This window comes from Streptomyces asoensis (assembly GCF_013085465.1).
GTDB classification, from domain to species: Bacteria; Actinomycetota; Actinomycetes; order Streptomycetales; family Streptomycetaceae; genus Streptomyces; species Streptomyces cacaoi_A.
This window is the reverse complement of the sequence record NZ_CP049838.1, coordinates 4,056,948-4,072,652: the sequence shown is the minus strand read 5'-3', so window position 1 is coordinate 4,072,652 and position 15,705 is coordinate 4,056,948. Positions and strand designations below refer to the sequence as shown.

Genomic DNA, 15,705 nt, shown 5'->3' with positions numbered 1-15,705 from the left:
GCCAGGGCTGCGACCGGGACCGCGAACGGGGCCGGGACCGACGCCTCACTCCCCTTCCTTGGACTCGTCCGACGGCCACGGGTCGCACAGCCACAGGTCGTCCGCGGGAGTCGGGGCGAGCAGCTCGGCCAGACCGTCGTCGATGCCGAGCTGCTCACCCTCGGTCCCCGGGGGCACCACTCGCATCGTCCGCTCCAGCCAGGCCGAGACCTGGGCCGTGGGCGCCTCGAGAAGGGCGTCCCCGTCGGGCGAGCTCAGTGCCATCAGCACGACGCTGCGCCCCTCCACCTTCGTGGGCCACACCCGCACGTCCCCGTGCCCGCACGGCCGGAACACGCCCTCCACCAGCAGCTCACGGGCGAACGTCCAGTCGACCGGGTGCTCGGAGTTGATGTGGAAGGCGACGTGGACGGCGAACGGGTCGTCGCTGCGGTAGCCCAGCCGGGCCGGGACCGGGATGCTGCGCTCCGGCGACAGGATCAGCTTGAGCTCCAGTTCGCGTTCCACCACGGTGAGATGCATGTCGGTTCTCCTCTCGAGACGGACCTCGCGCGGACCCGCGGTGGGCCCGTACGAGTGGAGAGGGGCTGCACCCGGAACCATTACGCGGGTTCGGAGAACTTTTTTCGGCGCGTTTCTGACCCGGCTCCGACGGGCGGTTCCGAACGTGTGAAGAGCGTGCACGGGGTTGCCCGGAAAGGGGCGGGTCCGACCGGACTGGCAGTGGGGCTTGCGTCGGTCTGATAGATGTGGAGCCCCCCATCCCACCCCCGAGCAGATACGGGACGACGGACATGAGCGCCCCAACCCCGGCACCCGGCGACGACAGGCCCCGCGAGGGGTACTACCCGGACCCGTCCATCCCTGGATACGTCCGGTACTGGAACGGTGCCTCCTGGGTACCGGGCACCAGCCGGCCGGCGCCATCCGACGGCCGACCGCTCACGCCCCCGCCCGGCTCGCCCCCGGCCTCCGTGGAGGAGACCGGCCCGCACTTCTTCGACGAGGACCCGGCACCGGCGGACCCGTACGGCGGCCGTCCCGAGCCCGCCTCCGCGTGGGGCGCCGACCGCGCCCACCAGTCCGGCTTCGGCGGCGACCAGGACCGCCGGGTCTCCTGGGGCGCCCCGCAGGGCGCCGACCCCAGGGTGCCCTCGCCCGCCCCGGCGCAGCCCGAGGGCCTGTCCACGAGCACGGACGGCACGTCCACGATCCCGCCCGCGGAACCGGAGGACGGTGCCGGTGCCGGGGACGTGGTCTCCGGGGGCACGTTCGTCTTCCGCCGGCCGACGGCGGGCGGCGCCGCCGCCCCCGCGCCCGGTGCCTCCGGCCCGCCGGGGCTCGTCCCCGACGAGGGCACGGTCACCTTCCGCGCGCCGGCCCCGCGCACGGGCCACCAGGACGGCGCGTCCGGCGCGCAGCCGGCGGGCACGTCGGGTCCGGCGGGCAACGCGGCCGCGTTCCCCGCCGCAGCCCAGGGGCCCGGCCCCACGGCGGCCCCCGGGACACCCGGGGCGCCCGGGACACCCGGGTTCGGCGACTCCGCCGCAGCCCCCTCAGCCGCTTCCGCCGCCTTCAGCGCCCAGGGTCCGGTCGGGGCGCCGGCCGGACCCGGTGCCGCCCCCGCCAAGCCCGGTTTCGGGGCCGGCAAGGCGGCCGCCGAGCGTGCGGCGGCGGCCCAGACCCCGGGCGTCCCGGCCCCGCAGGGCCCAGCCCACGTCGCGGCCGCCGCACCGGCGCCTGTCCCCGCCCCCGTTCCGGCGCCCGCCCCCGCCCCGCAGGGCCCCGCGGGGTTCCCGGCCGCGCAGCCCGGTGCTCAGCCCGTCGCCCAGGCGCCCGCGTCCGCCGCACCCCTCTCCGGCCCCCAGCAGGGCGCTCCGAGCGTGCCCCAGCAGGCCGGCGGCCCTCAGCCGCAGGCCGCCGGGTCCGCCCCGCAGGCCGCCGTCCCGATGGCCGCCGGTCCCGGCGGTGGACAGTCCTCGTGGGCACAACAGGTGCACCAGCTCGCGGGTGCCGAGGACGGACCCGTCGCGCCGTGGAAACCGCCGGTCGACGACATCTTCCAGGCGGCCGCCCGGCGGGCGTCCGAGGCCCGTCCCGCGGGCCTCGGCAAGCGGCTGGCCGCCCGGCTCGTGGACACGCTCGTCCTCGCGGCCGTCACCGCCGCCGCCGCCGTGCCGCTGGGCGTGAAGGCCCTCGACCATGTGACCGCGAAGGTCGACGCCGCCAAGCTCACCGGAGAGACCGTCACCGTCTGGCTGCTCGACGGCACGACGTCGGTGTACCTCGGGATCGTCCTCGCCGTGCTGCTGGTCTTCGGGATCGTGTACGAAGCCGTGCCGACCGCGAAGTGGGGTCGCACGCTGGGCAAGAAGCTGTTCGGTCTCGAGGTGCGGGACATCGAGGGCGGCGAGCCGCCGTCCTTCCGGGCGGCCCTGCGCCGCTGGCTCGTCTACAGCGTGCCCGGTCTGCTCGTCGTCGGTGTGGTGGGCGTCGTATGGGGCCTGTTCGACAAGCCGTGGCGGCAGTGCTGGCACGACAAGGCGGCCCACACGTTCGTCGCCGGCTGACCCGTACTTCCGTCCCCCTCCCGGAGGAACCACCCAACCCGGCACCCCGTACCCCGGCACCCCGTACCCCGGCACCCCGTACCCCGGCACCCCGTCCCCCGGACGGCCGCTCGCCGGATGCGGAGGCCGCGGGTTCGCGGTCGACTCGGGGGCATGACCACCGAACCGCCCCCCGGCTCCGGCGGCGGTGAGCCGCCGGAGGACGACCCGTTCAGGAAGCGGCCCCCGCAGCAGGAGCCCCCGCAGCCCCCGTACGGTCAGGGTCAGCCCCCGTCCGGTGCGGGGCAGGGCTCGCCGTACGACGCACCGCACGATCCGTTCGGCGGCGGGGCGGGCCAGCCCCCGCCCTCTGGTGGCGGCCCGTACGGCGGTGGTCCACAGGGCGGCGACCCCTACGGCGGCTACCCGGCCGACCCGCTCTCCGGGATGCCCCCGCTCGCCGACAGCGGCAAGCGCACGCTGGCCCGGATCATCGACATGATCCTCGTCTTCATCGTGGTGACCCTGCTGGCCTGGGCCTTCGGGGTCGCGCAGTACACGGTGGACGCGGACGACATCGAGTTCGGCAAGACCTTCGGGCGGGAGCTCCTCGCCGCGATCCTGTACGTCGCGTACGACACGATCCTGACCGCCAAGTCCGGTCAGACGCTGGGCAAGAAGTGGCTCGGCATGCGTGTGGCCAACCTCGAAAACGGCTCCACGCCCTCCGCGCAGACCTCGCTGATCCGCGCCCTGGTGCTGTGGGTGCCGTTCGCGTTCTGCTGCGCCTGTGTGTGGACGGCGATCTGCGGCGGCTGGAGCTTCTTCGACAAGCCCTACAAGCAGGGTCTGCACGACAAGGCGGCCAAGACGGTGGTGGTCAGCTCGCGGTGAGCCGACCGCGCGCACGACGGAGGGCCCGCACCTCGTGGCGCGGGCCCTCCGTCATGTGCGCGTGTGTCAGGGGGCCGTGGGCTCCCGGACGGGCTCGGGTGCCGAGGCGACCGAAGCCCGGACCGACGCGTGCACGGGGGCGCGCGCGGGAACGGTGACGGGCTCGGGCCGGCTCGCGGGCACGCTCGCCGTGGAGCGGGCCGCGGGTCGGATCACGGAACGGGTCGTGGAGTGGGCCACGGGAGCCCGGGACGGCTTCGGCACCGGCACCGTCATGGCGACGAGCACCCCGAGCGCGACCGCGGCGACGACGACGACCGCGATCCCGGGGCCCGAACTCGTCTGTGACAGCAGCAGCATGGCGAGCGTCGAGAAGATGACGGTGCAGGAACCGTACGTGAGCTGTGCGACAGTCGGACGAGGCATGGCAATCGGTGTCCTCGGAAGCGGGGGCGGTCTCGACTCTAATCGCCTGCATGCCCGAGCGGGACGAGCGGTAAGCGTGACCTAACCCACGGTGCCGGTGCACAGGGGGCGCACGGAGTCATGGCGTCCACCAAGTGGACTGTCCCGCGCGCCTGTCACGGCCTCCGCCACGTTACAGTCACATGTCCGCAATGCGAACACGCGCTCCCAATAATGCAGTTGACTTGTCCAAGTCAAGGTCTGTCTTTTCTCGTAAACCAGTAGTCAAATGGCGTCACTTGACTACACGCGTATAACAGCGCGCGGACCTTCCTTGACAGGGATCCCCCCTTTCCGCGCGTCCGGACGCGTGCGTGGGAGGACATCAAGTGACCAGTAGATCCTGGACGTTCAGGACGGCCGCCACGGTCGTCGCCCTTGCGGCGGCCTCGGCGACGTTCTCGACGTTCGCCGTGGCACAGGCCGCCGACAACACCTCGGCGAAGGCCCCGGCGGTGGACCGGCAGGACCCGCAGCCGGCCAAGGCCAAGGAGCACGACTTCGACGGCCCGCTCAGCAAGACCCAGGAAGCGCAGCGCGAGGAGGCCATCGAGCAGGTCATATCCGGCGAGGCGTCGGTCAAGGACCGGGACGGCTCGAAGGTCGTCCAGCTCAAGAGCCGGAAGGGCGACAGCAAGTACGTCGAGCTCGGCCGCGAGAAGACCGACAAGATCTTCACGATCCTCGTCGAGTTCGGCGACCAGGTCGACAGCCGCTACGGCGGCACGGTCGGCCCGCTGCACAACCAGATAGCCGCGCCCGACCGCAAGAAGGACAACTCCACGGCCTGGCAGGCGGACTACAACCAGGCGCACTTCCAGGACCTGTACTTCGGCACCGGCAAGAACACCGAGTCGCTGAAGAAGTACTACGAGAAGCAGTCCTCGGGCCGCTACTCGGTCGAGGGTGAGGTGACCGACTGGGTCAAGGTCCCCTACAACGAGGCCCGTTACGGCTCCAACGACGCGTCCACCGGCGCCTGGTATGCGGTCCAGGACGGCGTCAACGCCTGGGTCGCCGAGCGTGAGGCGGCGGGTGCCACGGCCGCCGAGATCAAGGCGGAGCTGGCCGAGTTCGACCAGTGGGACCGCTACGACTACGACGGCGACGGCGACTTCAACGAGTCCGACGGCTACATCGACCACTTCCAGATCGTGCACGCCGGCGAGGACGAGTCCGCGGGCGGCGGCGCCCAGGGCGAGGACGCCATCTGGGCGCACCGCTGGTACGCCTTCGGCACCGACGCCGGCTCCACCGGCCCGGACACCAACAAGCTCGGCGGCGCCCAGGTCGGCGACACCGGCATCTGGGTCGGCGACTACACCATCCAGCCGGAGAACGGCGGACTCGGCGTCTACGCGCACGAGTACGGCCACGACCTCGGCCTGCCGGACGAGTACGACACCTCCGGCGGCGGCGAGAACTCCACCGGCTTCTGGACGTTGATGTCCTCCGGTTCCTGGCTCGGCACCGGCAAGGAGGCCATCGGCAACCTTCCCGGCGACATGAACGCCTGGGACAAGCTCCAGCTCGGCTGGCTCGACTACGACGTCGCCAAGGCGGGCGTGAAGTCCAGCCACACGCTCGGCGTCGCGGAGTACAACACCAAGAACGCCCAGGCCCTCGTGGTCCAGTTGCCGGAGAAGGAGGTCACCACCGAGGTGGTCGCCCCGGCCGAGGGCGCCACGCAGTGGTGGAGCGGCAGCGGTGACGACCTGCGCAACACCCTGACCCGCGCGGTCGACCTGACCGGCAAGACGTCGGCCTCGCTGTCCCTGGACGGCTGGTGGGACATCGAGCAGGACTACGACTACCTGTACACCGAGGTCTCCACCGACGGCGCCAACTGGACGCCGATCGACGGCACCCTGGCCGACGGCAGCGCCATCCCGCGGGACGGCAGCGGCAAGCCCGCGCTCACCGGCACGGTCGACGCCTACCAGAAGCTGACCTTCCCGCTGAACGCCTACGCGGGCCAGAAGATCAGCGTCCGGTTCCGGTACGCCACCGACGGCGGCGTGGCCCAGAAGGGCTTCGCGGCCGACGAGATCACGGTGACGGCGGACGGCGCCGCGCTCTTCTCCGACAACGCGGAGACCGCGGACGCGGCTTGGACGGCGAACGGCTTCTCCCGCATCGGCGCGTCCATCACGGACGACTACGCCCAGTACTACATCGCCGAGAACCGCCAGTACGTGTCGTACGACAAGACCCTCAAGGTCGGCCCGTACAACTTCGGCTTCTCGACGACCCGTCCCGACTGGGTGGAGCACTACCCGTACCAGAACGGTCTGCTGATCTGGAAGTGGGACACCTCGCAGGCGGACGACAACACCAGCCAGCACCCGGGTGAGGGCCTGATCCTCCCGATCGACTCGCACCCGACCGCGCTGAAGTGGACCGACGGCTCCGTGATGAACGCCCGTCTCCAGAGCTTCGACTCGCCCTTCAGCCAGTACCGGACGGACGCGATCACGCTGCACAAGGCGGACGTCGCGGTCAAGATCAAGTCGCGTCCGGGTGTCCCGGTCTTCGACGACGGCAAGTCCACGTACTACGACGCGACGACCCCGCTCGCGGGCGTCAAGGTCACTGACACCAACACCTCGATCAAGATCGTCAACGAGCCCGCCAGTGGCTCGACGATCAAGGTGAAGGTCGGTCCGTCGACCAAGTAGTCGACGTTTTCGCAGGTCAGACGCGTATCGGCGGCAACCCCTGGCGGGTTGCCGCCGATCGTGTTTAGGTGCCTCCTGTGCCCTTCTTATTGACACCTGCATCGACAGCGACACCGACATCGACAGCGACAGCGACCTCGGCGCCGACCCCGGCGACGACCTCGATACCGACGCGCACGGGGGTGTGACCGCATGGCCGCAGGAGGCTTCTGCAAGCTGCCCGACGGCATGGTGGTGGTGGCGCTGAACCTGCCCAGCCCCACCGCCCGGGAGGGCCTCCCGGGCCCCTCCACGGACGTCCGCGTGCTGGTCCATGCCCAGAACCGGGCCCGAGCCCTGACCAGGCTCCGCAACCTGGGTCTGCGGGCCGTCTACCTGCGCGGCAACGCGGCGCCACCCACCCCGGACGAGGTCACGGCGGTGCTCCACCACCCGGACGGCCTGATCTGGCGTACGGCCCCTGACAACGGTGTCCCGGTCGGCGTCGTGGTCGTACCGGAGCTGTGGCGCCCCATCCGGTCGCTGCTGCGGGGCGCGGCGGCGTAGGCGCGCGGCCGCCGCACCACGGCGGGGCCACCAGAACGCCGCCGTGGGCGTCTCAGTACGCCTCGACCACCCGTACGTCCTCCTCCGTGACCACGGCGTCCACGATGCGGAACGAGCGGAACTGGAACTCGCCCCCGCCGTCCGTGTCCGCCGTCGACACCAGCACGTAGTGCGCGCCCGGCTCGTTCGCGTACGAGATGTCCGTGCGGGACGGGTACGCCTCGGTGGCCGTGTGGGAGTGGTAGATGATCACCGGGTCCTCGTCGCGGTCGTCCAGCTCGCGGTAGAGCTTGAACAGGTCGCCCGAGTCGAACTCGTAGAACGTGGGTGACATGGCCGCGTTCAGCATCGGGATGAAACGTTCCGGGCGGTCCGTGCCCGCCGGACCCGCGACCACGCCGCACGCCTCGTCGGGGTGGTCCTTGCGCGCGTGGGCGACGATCTGGTCGTGCAGGGCCTGGGTGATGGTCAGCATGGTCGCCAGGATAAGCAAAGGGGCCGCCCCGTACCGAGGAGTGGTACGGAACGGCCCACATCGCGGACGTCCTGAGCGGCTGCCGCAGGGGGCGCCACGAGTGCTCCCTGCGGCCGGACGTCCCGGGGATGGTCGACGGGTCGGTCAGCCGACCTTCTCGAACTCCGGCTCGCGCCGTGCGGTGATCTCCGGGTTGCGGCCCTTCAGGACCGCCCAGCCGATGCCGAGCGCGACCGCCCAGCCCGCCATCACGTAGAGGCAGACCCGGGAGTCGGCGTCGTACGCGATCAGGCCGGTGACGAAGAGCAGGAAGACGATGGCCACCCAGCTGAACGCCGAGCCGCCCGGGGCCGGGAAGGACGAGGCGGGCAGCCGGCCCGCGACGACTGCGCGGCGGTAGAGGACGTGGCTGATCAGGATCATCAGCCAGGTCCAGATGCCGGCCGCGGTGGCCACCGAGGTGACGTAGCCGAAGGCCTTCTCGGGGACGACGTAGTTCAGGACCACGCCGATGCCCATGAACAGCACCGAGACCGTGATGCCGAAGGCGGGGGTCTTCGTCGACGACAGCTTGCGGAAGACCGCGGGGGCCTCGCCGCTGTCGGCCAGGTTCCGCAGCATCCGGCCCGTGGAGTACATGCCCGAGTTGCAGGAGGACAGGGCCGCCGTCAGCACGACGAAGTTCACGATGCCGGCGCCCGCCGGGATGCCGATCTTCGCGAACGCCTCGACGAACGGGCTCACGCCCGGCGCGAACTCCGTCCACTTCACGACGCAGAGGATGACCGTGAGCGCGCCGACGTAGAACAGCGCGATACGCCACGGCAGGGTGTTGATCGCCTTCGGGAGGGTCTTCTCCGGGTCCTGCGACTCGCCCGCCGTGACACCGACCAGCTCGACCGCGAGGTAGGCGAACATGACGCCCTGGAGGGTCATCAGGGACGAGCCGACGCCCTTGGGGAAGAAGCCGTCGAAGGCCCACAGGTTGGAGACCGCGGCCGTGTCGCCGGCGCTGCTGAAGCCGAAGGTGAGGACACCGAGGCCGATGACGATCATGCCGATGAGCGCGGTGACCTTCACCATCGAGAACCAGAACTCCAGCTCACCGAAGAGCTTCACGGAGATCAGGTTGACCCCGAAGAGGATCACCAGGAAGACCAGTGCGGTCACCCACTGGGGGACGGCCGGGAACCAGTAGTTGACGTAGATCGCGGCGGCCGTCAGCTCGGCCATACCGGTGACGACCCACATCAGCCAGTACGTCCAGCCGGTGAAGTAGCCGAAGAACGGGCCGAGGAACTCGCGGGAGTACTCCGCGAAGGAACCCGAGACCGGGCGGTAGAGCAGCAGCTCGCCCAGCGCCCGCATGATGAAGAAGATGATCCCGCCCGCGAGGGCGTACATCAGGATGAGGCTGGGGCCGGCCTTGGCGATGTTCGCCCCGGCACCCAGGAAGAGCCCGACGCCGATGGCGCCGCCGATCGCGATCATCTGGACCTGGCGGCTGCCGAGTCCGCGCTCGTACCCCTCTTCGGGAGTGTCAGTGACAGCGGTGTCAGTGACCTTCTCAGAGGTCATGTGTGGTGCGCCTTTCTCCATGCCGAACCGGGCCTCTCGTCGGCCTCGGATCGGGTTTCGATCCCCCCGGATTGATGGAGCGATGCCTGGCCGGCGATCAACCGGCTCGGTGGCGCACCCGGCCGAACATACGGGTGGTGTTCGCCGGGCGGTCGTGAAGATTTATCACGCCCGCAATATTGATCACCCGGGCGGGCTGTGGCGCACGACACAAGAAGAAGCGGATGAACGAGACACAAAGAGGACACTCCCGGCCGTCGCGTTGACGCGATCGTTATCCGGATTTGAGCGTCCTCTGAGCGAACAAAAAAGCGAAGAAATCAGGGCAGAAGAGTCGTCACGAGCGTCTCCTGGAGCCCGCCCAGCCACAGGTACGCCATCACCATCGGCTTGCGCGGGTCCTCGTCCGGCAGCCGGTAGAGGAGGTCGGTGTCGTCCTCGTCGGTGATCTCCAGGCGGGAGCCGATCGCGAGGCGCAGGTCGTTCAGCGCGCGGAGCCACTGCTGGGACTCCTGCGGCGTCAGCTTCAGCACCGCCCCGCCCGCGCCGGCCGCCTCGGAGGCCAGCTCGTCCAGCGAGCGGACCACCGTGAGGGCGTTCTCGCGCTTGCCGGCCCGCAGGTCGTTCTCGGTGTAGCGGCGGAACTCGGCGGAGTGCGCCTTCTGCTCGTCCGCCCGCTGGGGTCCCGGGGTGCCCTCCGGGTCGGTGTAGGCGTCCGGGAAGAGGCGGCGCAGCACCGGGTCGGCCGGGGGCTCGCTCGGCCCGTCGGCGAAGAGCTCGGCGAGCGGGTCGTCGGGGGCGTCCTCGGCGGGGCCGGGGCCGATGAGCTCCAGGAGCTGCACGGCCAGCGACCGGATGATGGAGATCTCGACGTCGTCGAGTGCGACGGCCGCGCCGCCGCCGGGGAGCGGTTCGAAGTGTCCAGGCATAGGAGGGGAGGCTACTTCCGGTCCTGCTGGAGCGTGGCCCACAGGCCGTAACCGTGCATGGCCTGCACGTCGCGTTCCATCTCCTCGCGGCTGCCGCTGGAGACGACCGCGCGGCCCTTGTGGTGGACGTCCATCATGAGCTTGGTGGCCTTGTCCTTGCTGTACCCGAAGTACGACTGGAAGACGTACGTCACGTAGCTCATGAGGTTGACCGGGTCGTTGTGCACGATCGTGACCCAGGGGACGTCCGGCTCGGGTACGGCGAAGACCTCCTCCGCCGACTCGGTGCGTTCGATCTCAAGGGGAGCGGGTGACGTCACAAGCCCATGCTGCCACGCATCCGGGAAATCGTCACACCGACGAAAAGGGAGTACCATCCATTGCCATGAACACAGCGGACCTTGGGCTGCCGGTGGATGTTCCGTCGACGGCGCTCTTCACGGACCAGTACGAACTGACGATGCTCCAGGCGGCCCTGAAAGCGGGCACGGCCGAACGGCACAGCGTGTTCGAGGTCTTCACCCGGCGACTGCCGGACGGCAGGCGCTACGGCGTCGTCGCGGGCACCGGGCGGGTCCTGGACGCCGTCGAGAACCTCCGCTTCGACGCGGACGTCCTCGGCTTCCTGCGCGAGCGGAACATCGTCGACGAGGAGACCCTGGACCGGCTCGCCGGATACCGCTTCACGGGTGACATCTGGGGCTACCCCGAGGGCGAGGTCTACTTCCCGGGCTCGCCGATCATGCGGGTCGAGGGCTCCTTCGCCGAGTGCGTGCTCCTCGAGACCGTCATCCTCTCCATCCTCAACCACGACTCCGCGATCGCGGCCGCCGCCTCCCGGATGTCCTCCGCCGCGGGCGAGCGCCCCCTGATCGAGATGGGCGCCCGCCGCACCCACGAGCTGGCCGCGGTCGCCGCCGCCCGCGCCGCCTACATCGGCGGCTTCGCCACCACCTCCGACCTGGCCGCCGGCTTCCGCTACGGCATCCCCACCGTGGGCACCAGCGCCCACGCCTTCACCCTCCTCCACGACACCGAGCGGGACGCCTTCCAGGCCCAGGTCGACTCGCTCGGCCGCGGCACCACCCTGCTCGTGGACACGTACGACGTCGCCGAGGCCGTCCGGACGGCCGTCGAGGTCGCCGGGCCCGAGCTCGGCGCGGTCCGCATCGACTCCGGCGACCTGCTCCTCGTCGCCCACCGGGTGCGCGAGCAGCTCGACGAGCTCGGCGCGACGGACACCCGGATCGTCGTCACCTCCGACCTCGACGAGTACGCCATCGCCTCGCTGGCCGCCGCGCCCGTCGACGCGTACGGCGTCGGAACCCAGCTGGTGACCGGTTCCGGGCACCCGACCTGCTCGATGGTCTACAAGCTGGTCGCCCGCGCCGGATCCGCCGACCCGGCGGCGCCGCTGGTGTCGGTGGCGAAGAAGTCCACCGGCGGCAAGACCTCCATCGGCGGCCGCAAGTGGGCGGCGCGCCGGCCCGACGCGCACGGGGTGGCCGAGGCCGAGGTCGTCGGCACCGGCCCCGTCCCCGCCGGACTGGCCGACCACCAGCTGCTCGTCGAGCTGGTCAAGGGCGGCGAGGTCGTCGGCCGCGAGCCCCTGGACGCCGTCCGCGACCGCCACGCGGCGGCCCGCGCCGGTCTGCCCCTCTCCGCGAACCAGCTGTCGCGCGGGGAACCCGTCATTCCCACGGAGTATGTACAGGGCCTGTCGGGTAACTAGGGCGTGTGCCCGGCGCACACCGGGCGACGCCCCCTCCCGCGGGGCCGACAAAGTCTCTAGGCTCAATTACTTCACCCTCAGTCGAAGGACACCGACCATGCGCCGCGCCTTGATCGTCGTAGACGTGCAGAACGACTTCTGCGAGGGAGGCAGCCTCGCGGTGGCCGGCGGCGCCGACGTGGCCGCCGCCATCACCGAGCTGATCGGGCAGGCGCCCGCCGGATACCGGCACGTGGTGGCCACCCGCGACCACCACATCGCGCCCGGCGGCCACTTCGCCGACAACCCCGACTACGTGCACTCCTGGCCCGCGCACTGCGTGGCGGGCACGGAGGGCGTCGGCTTCCACCCCAACTTCGCGCCCGCCGTCGCCTCCGGGGCCATCGACGCCGTCTTCGACAAGGGCGCCTACGCGGCCGCGTACAGCGGCTTCGAGGGCGCCGACGAGAACGGCGCCACGCTGGGGGACTGGCTGCGGGACCGCCAGATCGACGAGGTGGACGTCGTCGGCATCGCGACCGACCACTGCGTACGCGCCACCGCCCTGGACGCGGCCCGCGAGGGCTTCCGCACCCAGGTCCTGCTGGACCTCACCGCCGGCGTGGCCGAGGAGAGCACCGACCGTGCCCTGGAGGAACTGCGCGCGGCCGGCGTGCAACTGATGGGCAAGCCGGTCGTCTAGTCCCGGCGCCACCCCCCGCCCGCCGGTTACCGTTTCCGCAAGGTGCACGCACAACTCGCCCCAACGGAGATGGTGTTGACGCAACGCTCGTACGTACGGCGGCCCACGCTCGAAGACGTCGCCCGGCAGTCGGGAGTCTCGAAGTCGACCGTGTCCCGGGTGATCAACGGGGAGGCCCGGGTACGGACGGAGGTCGTCGACCGGGTCCGCCGGGTGATCTCCGAGCTGGGATACGTCCCCAACCAGGCGGCCCGGCAACTCGTCACCCACCGCACGAACGCCGTCGCCGTGGTCGCCGCCCAGCCCGAGAACCGGCTCTTCATCGACCCCTTCTTCGACCTCCTCCTGCGCGGCATCCGCCGCGAACTCGCGCTCCACGGCGCACAGGCCGTCCTGCTGTTCCTGGAGGAACCCGACGACTACGCGCGCGTGGCCGACTACCTCGGCGGCGGCCATGTCGACGGCGCGATCCTGTTCCCCCTGCGCCCCGGCGACCGGCTGGCCGAGATCATCGACCGACTCGGCCTCCCGGCCGTGTTCGGCGGCCGCCCGCTGCTGCGCGACGGCGACCCCGAGCGGCCCGGCCAGGCCCATGTCGACGGCGACAACCGGGGCGGCGCCCGGCTGGCCGTCCAGCACCTGGTCGCCCTCGGGCGGCGCCGGATCGCCACCGTCGCCGGACCCTACGACCAGGAGAACTCCGCCGTGGACCGGCTGGCCGGGTACCGGGACGTGCTGCGCGACGCCGTCTCGCCGCCCCTCGTCGAGCGGGCGGACTACACCCGGCAGGGCGGCGCCGACGCCATGGCCGCGCTGCTGGACCGCCACCCCGACCTCGACGCCGTGTTCGTCGCCTCCGACCTCATGGCCTCCGGCGCCCTCCAGACCCTGCGGGAGCGCGGGCGCAGGGTCCCCGAGGACGTGGCCGTCGTCGGCTTCGACGACCTCACCTCCATCGCCGAGACGACCGACCCGCCGCTCACCACCGTCCACCAGGACATCGAGGAGATGGGACGGCTGATGGCCCGGCTGCTGCTCGCCCGGGAAGACGCGCCGGACGGGCCCTCCGTGATCGTCCCCACCCGCCTGGTGCGCCGCGCGTCGGCCTAGCGGCGGGGTGACATCTCACTCCCCGGCCCCATACCGTCCGCGATGTGGGATCACATTCCAGGAGCCGGACCGGGAATCGATACGATGAGCCCATGGTTCTGAACGACGTGAGCGAGAAGACGCCGGGCGCACTGCTCGTGGCGCGGCTGCACGTCGACCTGTGCAGGCTCGCCAGCGCCATCTGTTGACGCACACCCCCCGCCGTACGGCCGTGAGCCGATGGGGGCACCGCCCGCGCGAGCGCAGCCGAGCGTGGGGAGCCACACACGCACGAACCCGCGCCGCCCACACCTTCCGACAGGAGCCCTGAGCCATGGCCATCGAGGTCCGCATCCCCACCATCCTCCGCCAGTACACCGACGGTCAGAAGGCGGTGGAGGGCAACGGAGACACCCTCGCCGACCTGTTCACCGACCTCGAGACCCGGCACGCGGGCATCCACGCCCGCATCGTGGACGACGGAAAGCTGCGCCGCTTCGTCAACGTGTACCTGAACGACGAGGACGTCCGCTTCGTCGACGGCATCGACACCAAGCTGACCGACGGCGACACCGTGACCATCCTGCCGGCCGTGGCCGGCGGCATGGCCTGATCGGCCGCCGGACCCCATGCGTTACGACTCCCCGCTGGCCGCGGTGGGCAACACCCCTCTGGTGCGCCTGCCGCGGCTCTCGCCGTCCGCCGACGTCCGCATCTGGGCGAAGCTCGAGGACCGCAACCCCACCGGCTCGGTCAAGGACCGCCCCGCCCTGCACATGGTCGAGCAGGCCGAGAAGGACGGCCGCCTCACCCCCGGCTGCACCATCCTGGAACCGACGAGCGGCAACACCGGCATCTCCCTCGCCATGGCGGCCAAGCTCAAGGGCTACCGCATGGTCTGCGTGATGCCCGAGAACACCTCGCAGGAGCGCCGGGACCTGCTCGGCATGTGGGGCGCCGAGATCGTCCCCTCCCCGGCCGCGGGCGGCTCCAACACCGCGGTCCGCGTCGCCAAGGAACTCGCCGCCGAGCACCCCGACTGGGTGATGCTCTACCAGTACGGCAACCCCGACAACGCGGGCGCCCACTACGCCACCACCGGCCCCGAGATCCTCGCCGACCTCCCGTCCATCACCCACTTCGTCGCCGGCCTCGGCACGACGGGGACGCTGATGGGCGTCGGTCGTTTCCTCCGCGAGCACAAGCCGGACGTGAAGATCGTCGCCGCCGAGCCGCGCTACGACGACCTGGTCTACGGCCTGCGCAACCTCGACGAGGGCTTCGTACCCGAGCTGTACGACGCCTCCGTCCTCACCACCCGCTTCTCGGTCGGCTCGGCGGACGCCGTGACCCGCACCCGGGAACTCCTCCAGCAGGAGGGCATCTTCGCGGGCGTCTCCACGGGCGCGGCCCTGCACGCTGCTATCGGTGTCGGCAGGAAGGCGCTGAAGGCGGGGGAGAGCGCCGACATCGCGTTCGTCGTGGCGGACGGCGGCTGGAAGTACCTGTCGACGGGCGTCTACACCGCGGCCACCACGGAGGAAGCGATCGAGACCCTCCAGGGCCAGCTCTGGGCGTAGGGTTTCAGGTAGCCAGGTGACGGACCTGGTCCCACAGGACCGGGTCCACCACACCCACCCTGCGCCGGAAGTCACTCATCCGGATCTGGCGCAGCTCGTCCGTCTCCAGGAAACTCGGCCGCCCCTGCGCGTCCCCCACGGCACCCGGCGGCAGCGGGATCACTCCGGCCCGCTCGTCGTGGTACTTGCTGGTGATCTTCGCGACGGTGGCGCGGTCACCGCGCACCATGAGCACCAGACACGGCCGGTCCTTCACCCCCGGGCCGTCCTCGAACGGCACGTCCGCCCACCAGATCTCCGCGGGCTGGGGACGGCCGGCGAAGCCGTGGCCCCGGGTCGACCGGCCCGAGGGCCGACCCGTCGTCCGGCCCGGCGGCCGGGTCCTGCGCCGCTGCGGTCGTCGGCCCCGCCCCCAGCCGTCCACGAGCGTCGCGACGAGCGCGAGCAGTATCACCGCCGCGAGCGCGAGCCACCAGGACGTGTCCATACGACGACGTTACCGGCGCGC

Annotated in this window: 17 protein-coding genes; 10 read left to right on the top strand and 7 right to left on the bottom strand. The window is 71.2% G+C overall.

Annotation, left to right across the window (positions count from 1 at the left end; translation table 11 throughout):
• Window positions 1–45 precede the first annotated feature (45 nt).
• The gene (locus tag G9272_RS18165) at window positions 46–522 is read right to left on the bottom strand and encodes an SsgA family sporulation/cell division regulator (protein ID WP_171397563.1); all 477 of its coding nucleotides are present in this window, start codon (window positions 520–522) and stop codon (window positions 46–48) included.
• Window positions 523–794: 272 nt separating this feature from the next.
• Between G9272_RS18165 and G9272_RS18160 the strand changes: the two genes are divergently transcribed.
• Together G9272_RS18160 and G9272_RS18155 are read left to right on the top strand one after the other, a co-directional pair.
• Window positions 795–2,570 carry an RDD family protein gene (locus G9272_RS18160; protein ID WP_171397562.1) on the top strand — a complete coding sequence of 592 codons (1,776 nt, stop codon included), beginning with the start codon at window positions 795–797 and terminating at the stop codon, window positions 2,568–2,570.
• A gap of 153 nt (window positions 2,571–2,723) precedes the next feature.
• The gene (locus G9272_RS18155; RefSeq protein WP_171397561.1) at window positions 2,724–3,443 is read left to right on the top strand and encodes an RDD family protein; all 720 of its coding nucleotides are present in this window, start codon (window positions 2,724–2,726) and stop codon (window positions 3,441–3,443) included.
• Window positions 3,444–3,509: 66 nt separating this feature from the next.
• Here the strand turns inward: G9272_RS18155 and G9272_RS18150 are convergent, their stop codons facing one another.
• Window positions 3,510–3,869 carry a hypothetical protein gene (locus G9272_RS18150; protein ID WP_171397560.1) on the bottom strand — a complete coding sequence of 120 codons (360 nt, stop codon included), beginning with the start codon at window positions 3,867–3,869 and terminating at the stop codon, window positions 3,510–3,512.
• 368 nt (window positions 3,870–4,237) lie between these two features.
• Here G9272_RS18150 and G9272_RS18145 point away from each other — a divergent pair, with 368 nt between their 5' ends.
• Complete coding sequence (locus tag G9272_RS18145; protein WP_171397559.1) at window positions 4,238–6,586, top strand: immune inhibitor A domain-containing protein; 2,349 nt, start codon at window positions 4,238–4,240, stop codon at window positions 6,584–6,586.
• Between the two features lie 192 nt (window positions 6,587–6,778).
• Window positions 6,779–7,132, top strand: coding sequence for a hypothetical protein (locus G9272_RS18140; RefSeq protein ID WP_171397558.1), 354 nt, complete (start codon window positions 6,779–6,781; stop codon window positions 7,130–7,132).
• A 52-nt stretch (window positions 7,133–7,184) separates the two neighbouring features.
• Here G9272_RS18140 and G9272_RS18135 read toward each other — a convergent pair whose 3' ends face one another.
• The 4 genes from G9272_RS18135 to clpS all read right to left on the bottom strand — a co-directional run bounded on the left by G9272_RS18135 (window position 7,185) and on the right by clpS (window position 10,491).
• Window positions 7,185–7,607, bottom strand: coding sequence for a Mov34/MPN/PAD-1 family protein (locus tag G9272_RS18135; protein ID WP_020132199.1), 423 nt, complete (start codon window positions 7,605–7,607; stop codon window positions 7,185–7,187).
• Between the two features lie 144 nt (window positions 7,608–7,751).
• Window positions 7,752–9,185: an amino acid permease gene (locus G9272_RS18130; protein WP_171397557.1), complete on the bottom strand. Its 1,434-nt coding sequence runs from the start codon at window positions 9,183–9,185 to the stop codon at window positions 7,752–7,754.
• 320 nt (window positions 9,186–9,505) lie between these two features.
• On the bottom strand, window positions 9,506–10,114 hold the full coding sequence (locus G9272_RS18125) for a DUF2017 domain-containing protein (RefSeq protein WP_171397556.1): 609 nt from the start codon (window positions 10,112–10,114) through the stop codon (window positions 9,506–9,508).
• An 11-nt stretch (window positions 10,115–10,125) separates the two neighbouring features.
• Window positions 10,126–10,491 (bottom strand): ATP-dependent Clp protease adapter ClpS, encoded by a 366-nt coding sequence (gene clpS, locus G9272_RS18120; protein WP_057600402.1) that lies wholly within the window; start codon window positions 10,489–10,491, stop codon window positions 10,126–10,128.
• 8 nt (window positions 10,492–10,499) lie between these two features.
• Between clpS and G9272_RS18115 the strand changes: the two genes are divergently transcribed.
• The 6 genes from G9272_RS18115 (at window position 10,500) to G9272_RS18095 (ending at window position 15,197) form a co-directional block, all read left to right on the top strand.
• On the top strand, window positions 10,500–11,846 hold the full coding sequence (locus G9272_RS18115) for a nicotinate phosphoribosyltransferase (protein ID WP_171397555.1): 1,347 nt from the start codon (window positions 10,500–10,502) through the stop codon (window positions 11,844–11,846).
• A gap of 97 nt (window positions 11,847–11,943) precedes the next feature.
• Window positions 11,944–12,528: an isochorismatase family protein gene (locus G9272_RS18110; protein WP_171397554.1), complete on the top strand. Its 585-nt coding sequence runs from the start codon at window positions 11,944–11,946 to the stop codon at window positions 12,526–12,528.
• 69 nt (window positions 12,529–12,597) lie between these two features.
• Window positions 12,598–13,638 carry a LacI family DNA-binding transcriptional regulator gene (locus tag G9272_RS18105; RefSeq protein WP_171397553.1) on the top strand — a complete coding sequence of 347 codons (1,041 nt, stop codon included), beginning with the start codon at window positions 12,598–12,600 and terminating at the stop codon, window positions 13,636–13,638.
• A gap of 92 nt (window positions 13,639–13,730) precedes the next feature.
• Window positions 13,731–13,826: a putative leader peptide gene (locus G9272_RS46200; RefSeq protein WP_020132206.1), complete on the top strand. Its 96-nt coding sequence runs from the start codon at window positions 13,731–13,733 to the stop codon at window positions 13,824–13,826.
• A 125-nt stretch (window positions 13,827–13,951) separates the two neighbouring features.
• Complete coding sequence (locus G9272_RS18100; protein WP_171397552.1) at window positions 13,952–14,230, top strand: MoaD/ThiS family protein; 279 nt, start codon at window positions 13,952–13,954, stop codon at window positions 14,228–14,230.
• Window positions 14,231–14,246: 16 nt separating this feature from the next.
• The gene (locus G9272_RS18095; RefSeq protein ID WP_171397551.1) at window positions 14,247–15,197 is read left to right on the top strand and encodes a PLP-dependent cysteine synthase family protein; all 951 of its coding nucleotides are present in this window, start codon (window positions 14,247–14,249) and stop codon (window positions 15,195–15,197) included.
• Window positions 15,198–15,201: 4 nt separating this feature from the next.
• Here G9272_RS18095 and G9272_RS18090 read toward each other — a convergent pair whose 3' ends face one another.
• On the bottom strand, window positions 15,202–15,684 hold the full coding sequence (locus G9272_RS18090) for a type II toxin-antitoxin system PemK/MazF family toxin (RefSeq protein WP_171397550.1): 483 nt from the start codon (window positions 15,682–15,684) through the stop codon (window positions 15,202–15,204).
• Between the last annotated feature and the right edge of the window lie 21 nt (window positions 15,685–15,705).

Coding starts and splice junctions, on each gene's coding strand:
- G9272_RS18130 (WP_171397557.1), bottom strand. CDS start 9,185: ATGACCTCTGAGAAGGTCACTGACACCGCTGTCACTGACACTCCCGAA.
- G9272_RS18105 (WP_171397553.1), top strand. CDS start 12,598: ATGGTGTTGACGCAACGCTCGTACGTACGGCGGCCCACGCTCGAAGAC.
- G9272_RS18110 (WP_171397554.1), top strand. CDS start 11,944: ATGCGCCGCGCCTTGATCGTCGTAGACGTGCAGAACGACTTCTGCGAG.
- G9272_RS18135 (WP_020132199.1), bottom strand. CDS start 7,607: ATGCTGACCATCACCCAGGCCCTGCACGACCAGATCGTCGCCCACGCG.
- clpS (WP_057600402.1), bottom strand. CDS start 10,491: ATGGTACTCCCTTTTCGTCGGTGTGACGATTTCCCGGATGCGTGGCAG.
- G9272_RS46200 (WP_020132206.1), top strand. CDS start 13,731: ATGGTTCTGAACGACGTGAGCGAGAAGACGCCGGGCGCACTGCTCGTG.
- G9272_RS18090 (WP_171397550.1), bottom strand. CDS start 15,684: ATGGACACGTCCTGGTGGCTCGCGCTCGCGGCGGTGATACTGCTCGCG.
- G9272_RS18125 (WP_171397556.1), bottom strand. CDS start 10,114: ATGCCTGGACACTTCGAACCGCTCCCCGGCGGCGGCGCGGCCGTCGCA.
- G9272_RS18115 (WP_171397555.1), top strand. CDS start 10,500: ATGAACACAGCGGACCTTGGGCTGCCGGTGGATGTTCCGTCGACGGCG.
- G9272_RS18150 (WP_171397560.1), bottom strand. CDS start 3,869: ATGCCTCGTCCGACTGTCGCACAGCTCACGTACGGTTCCTGCACCGTC.
- G9272_RS18095 (WP_171397551.1), top strand. CDS start 14,247: ATGCGTTACGACTCCCCGCTGGCCGCGGTGGGCAACACCCCTCTGGTG.
- G9272_RS18165 (WP_171397563.1), bottom strand. CDS start 522: ATGCATCTCACCGTGGTGGAACGCGAACTGGAGCTCAAGCTGATCCTG.
- G9272_RS18160 (WP_171397562.1), top strand. CDS start 795: ATGAGCGCCCCAACCCCGGCACCCGGCGACGACAGGCCCCGCGAGGGG.
- G9272_RS18100 (WP_171397552.1), top strand. CDS start 13,952: ATGGCCATCGAGGTCCGCATCCCCACCATCCTCCGCCAGTACACCGAC.
- G9272_RS18140 (WP_171397558.1), top strand. CDS start 6,779: ATGGCCGCAGGAGGCTTCTGCAAGCTGCCCGACGGCATGGTGGTGGTG.
- G9272_RS18155 (WP_171397561.1), top strand. CDS start 2,724: ATGACCACCGAACCGCCCCCCGGCTCCGGCGGCGGTGAGCCGCCGGAG.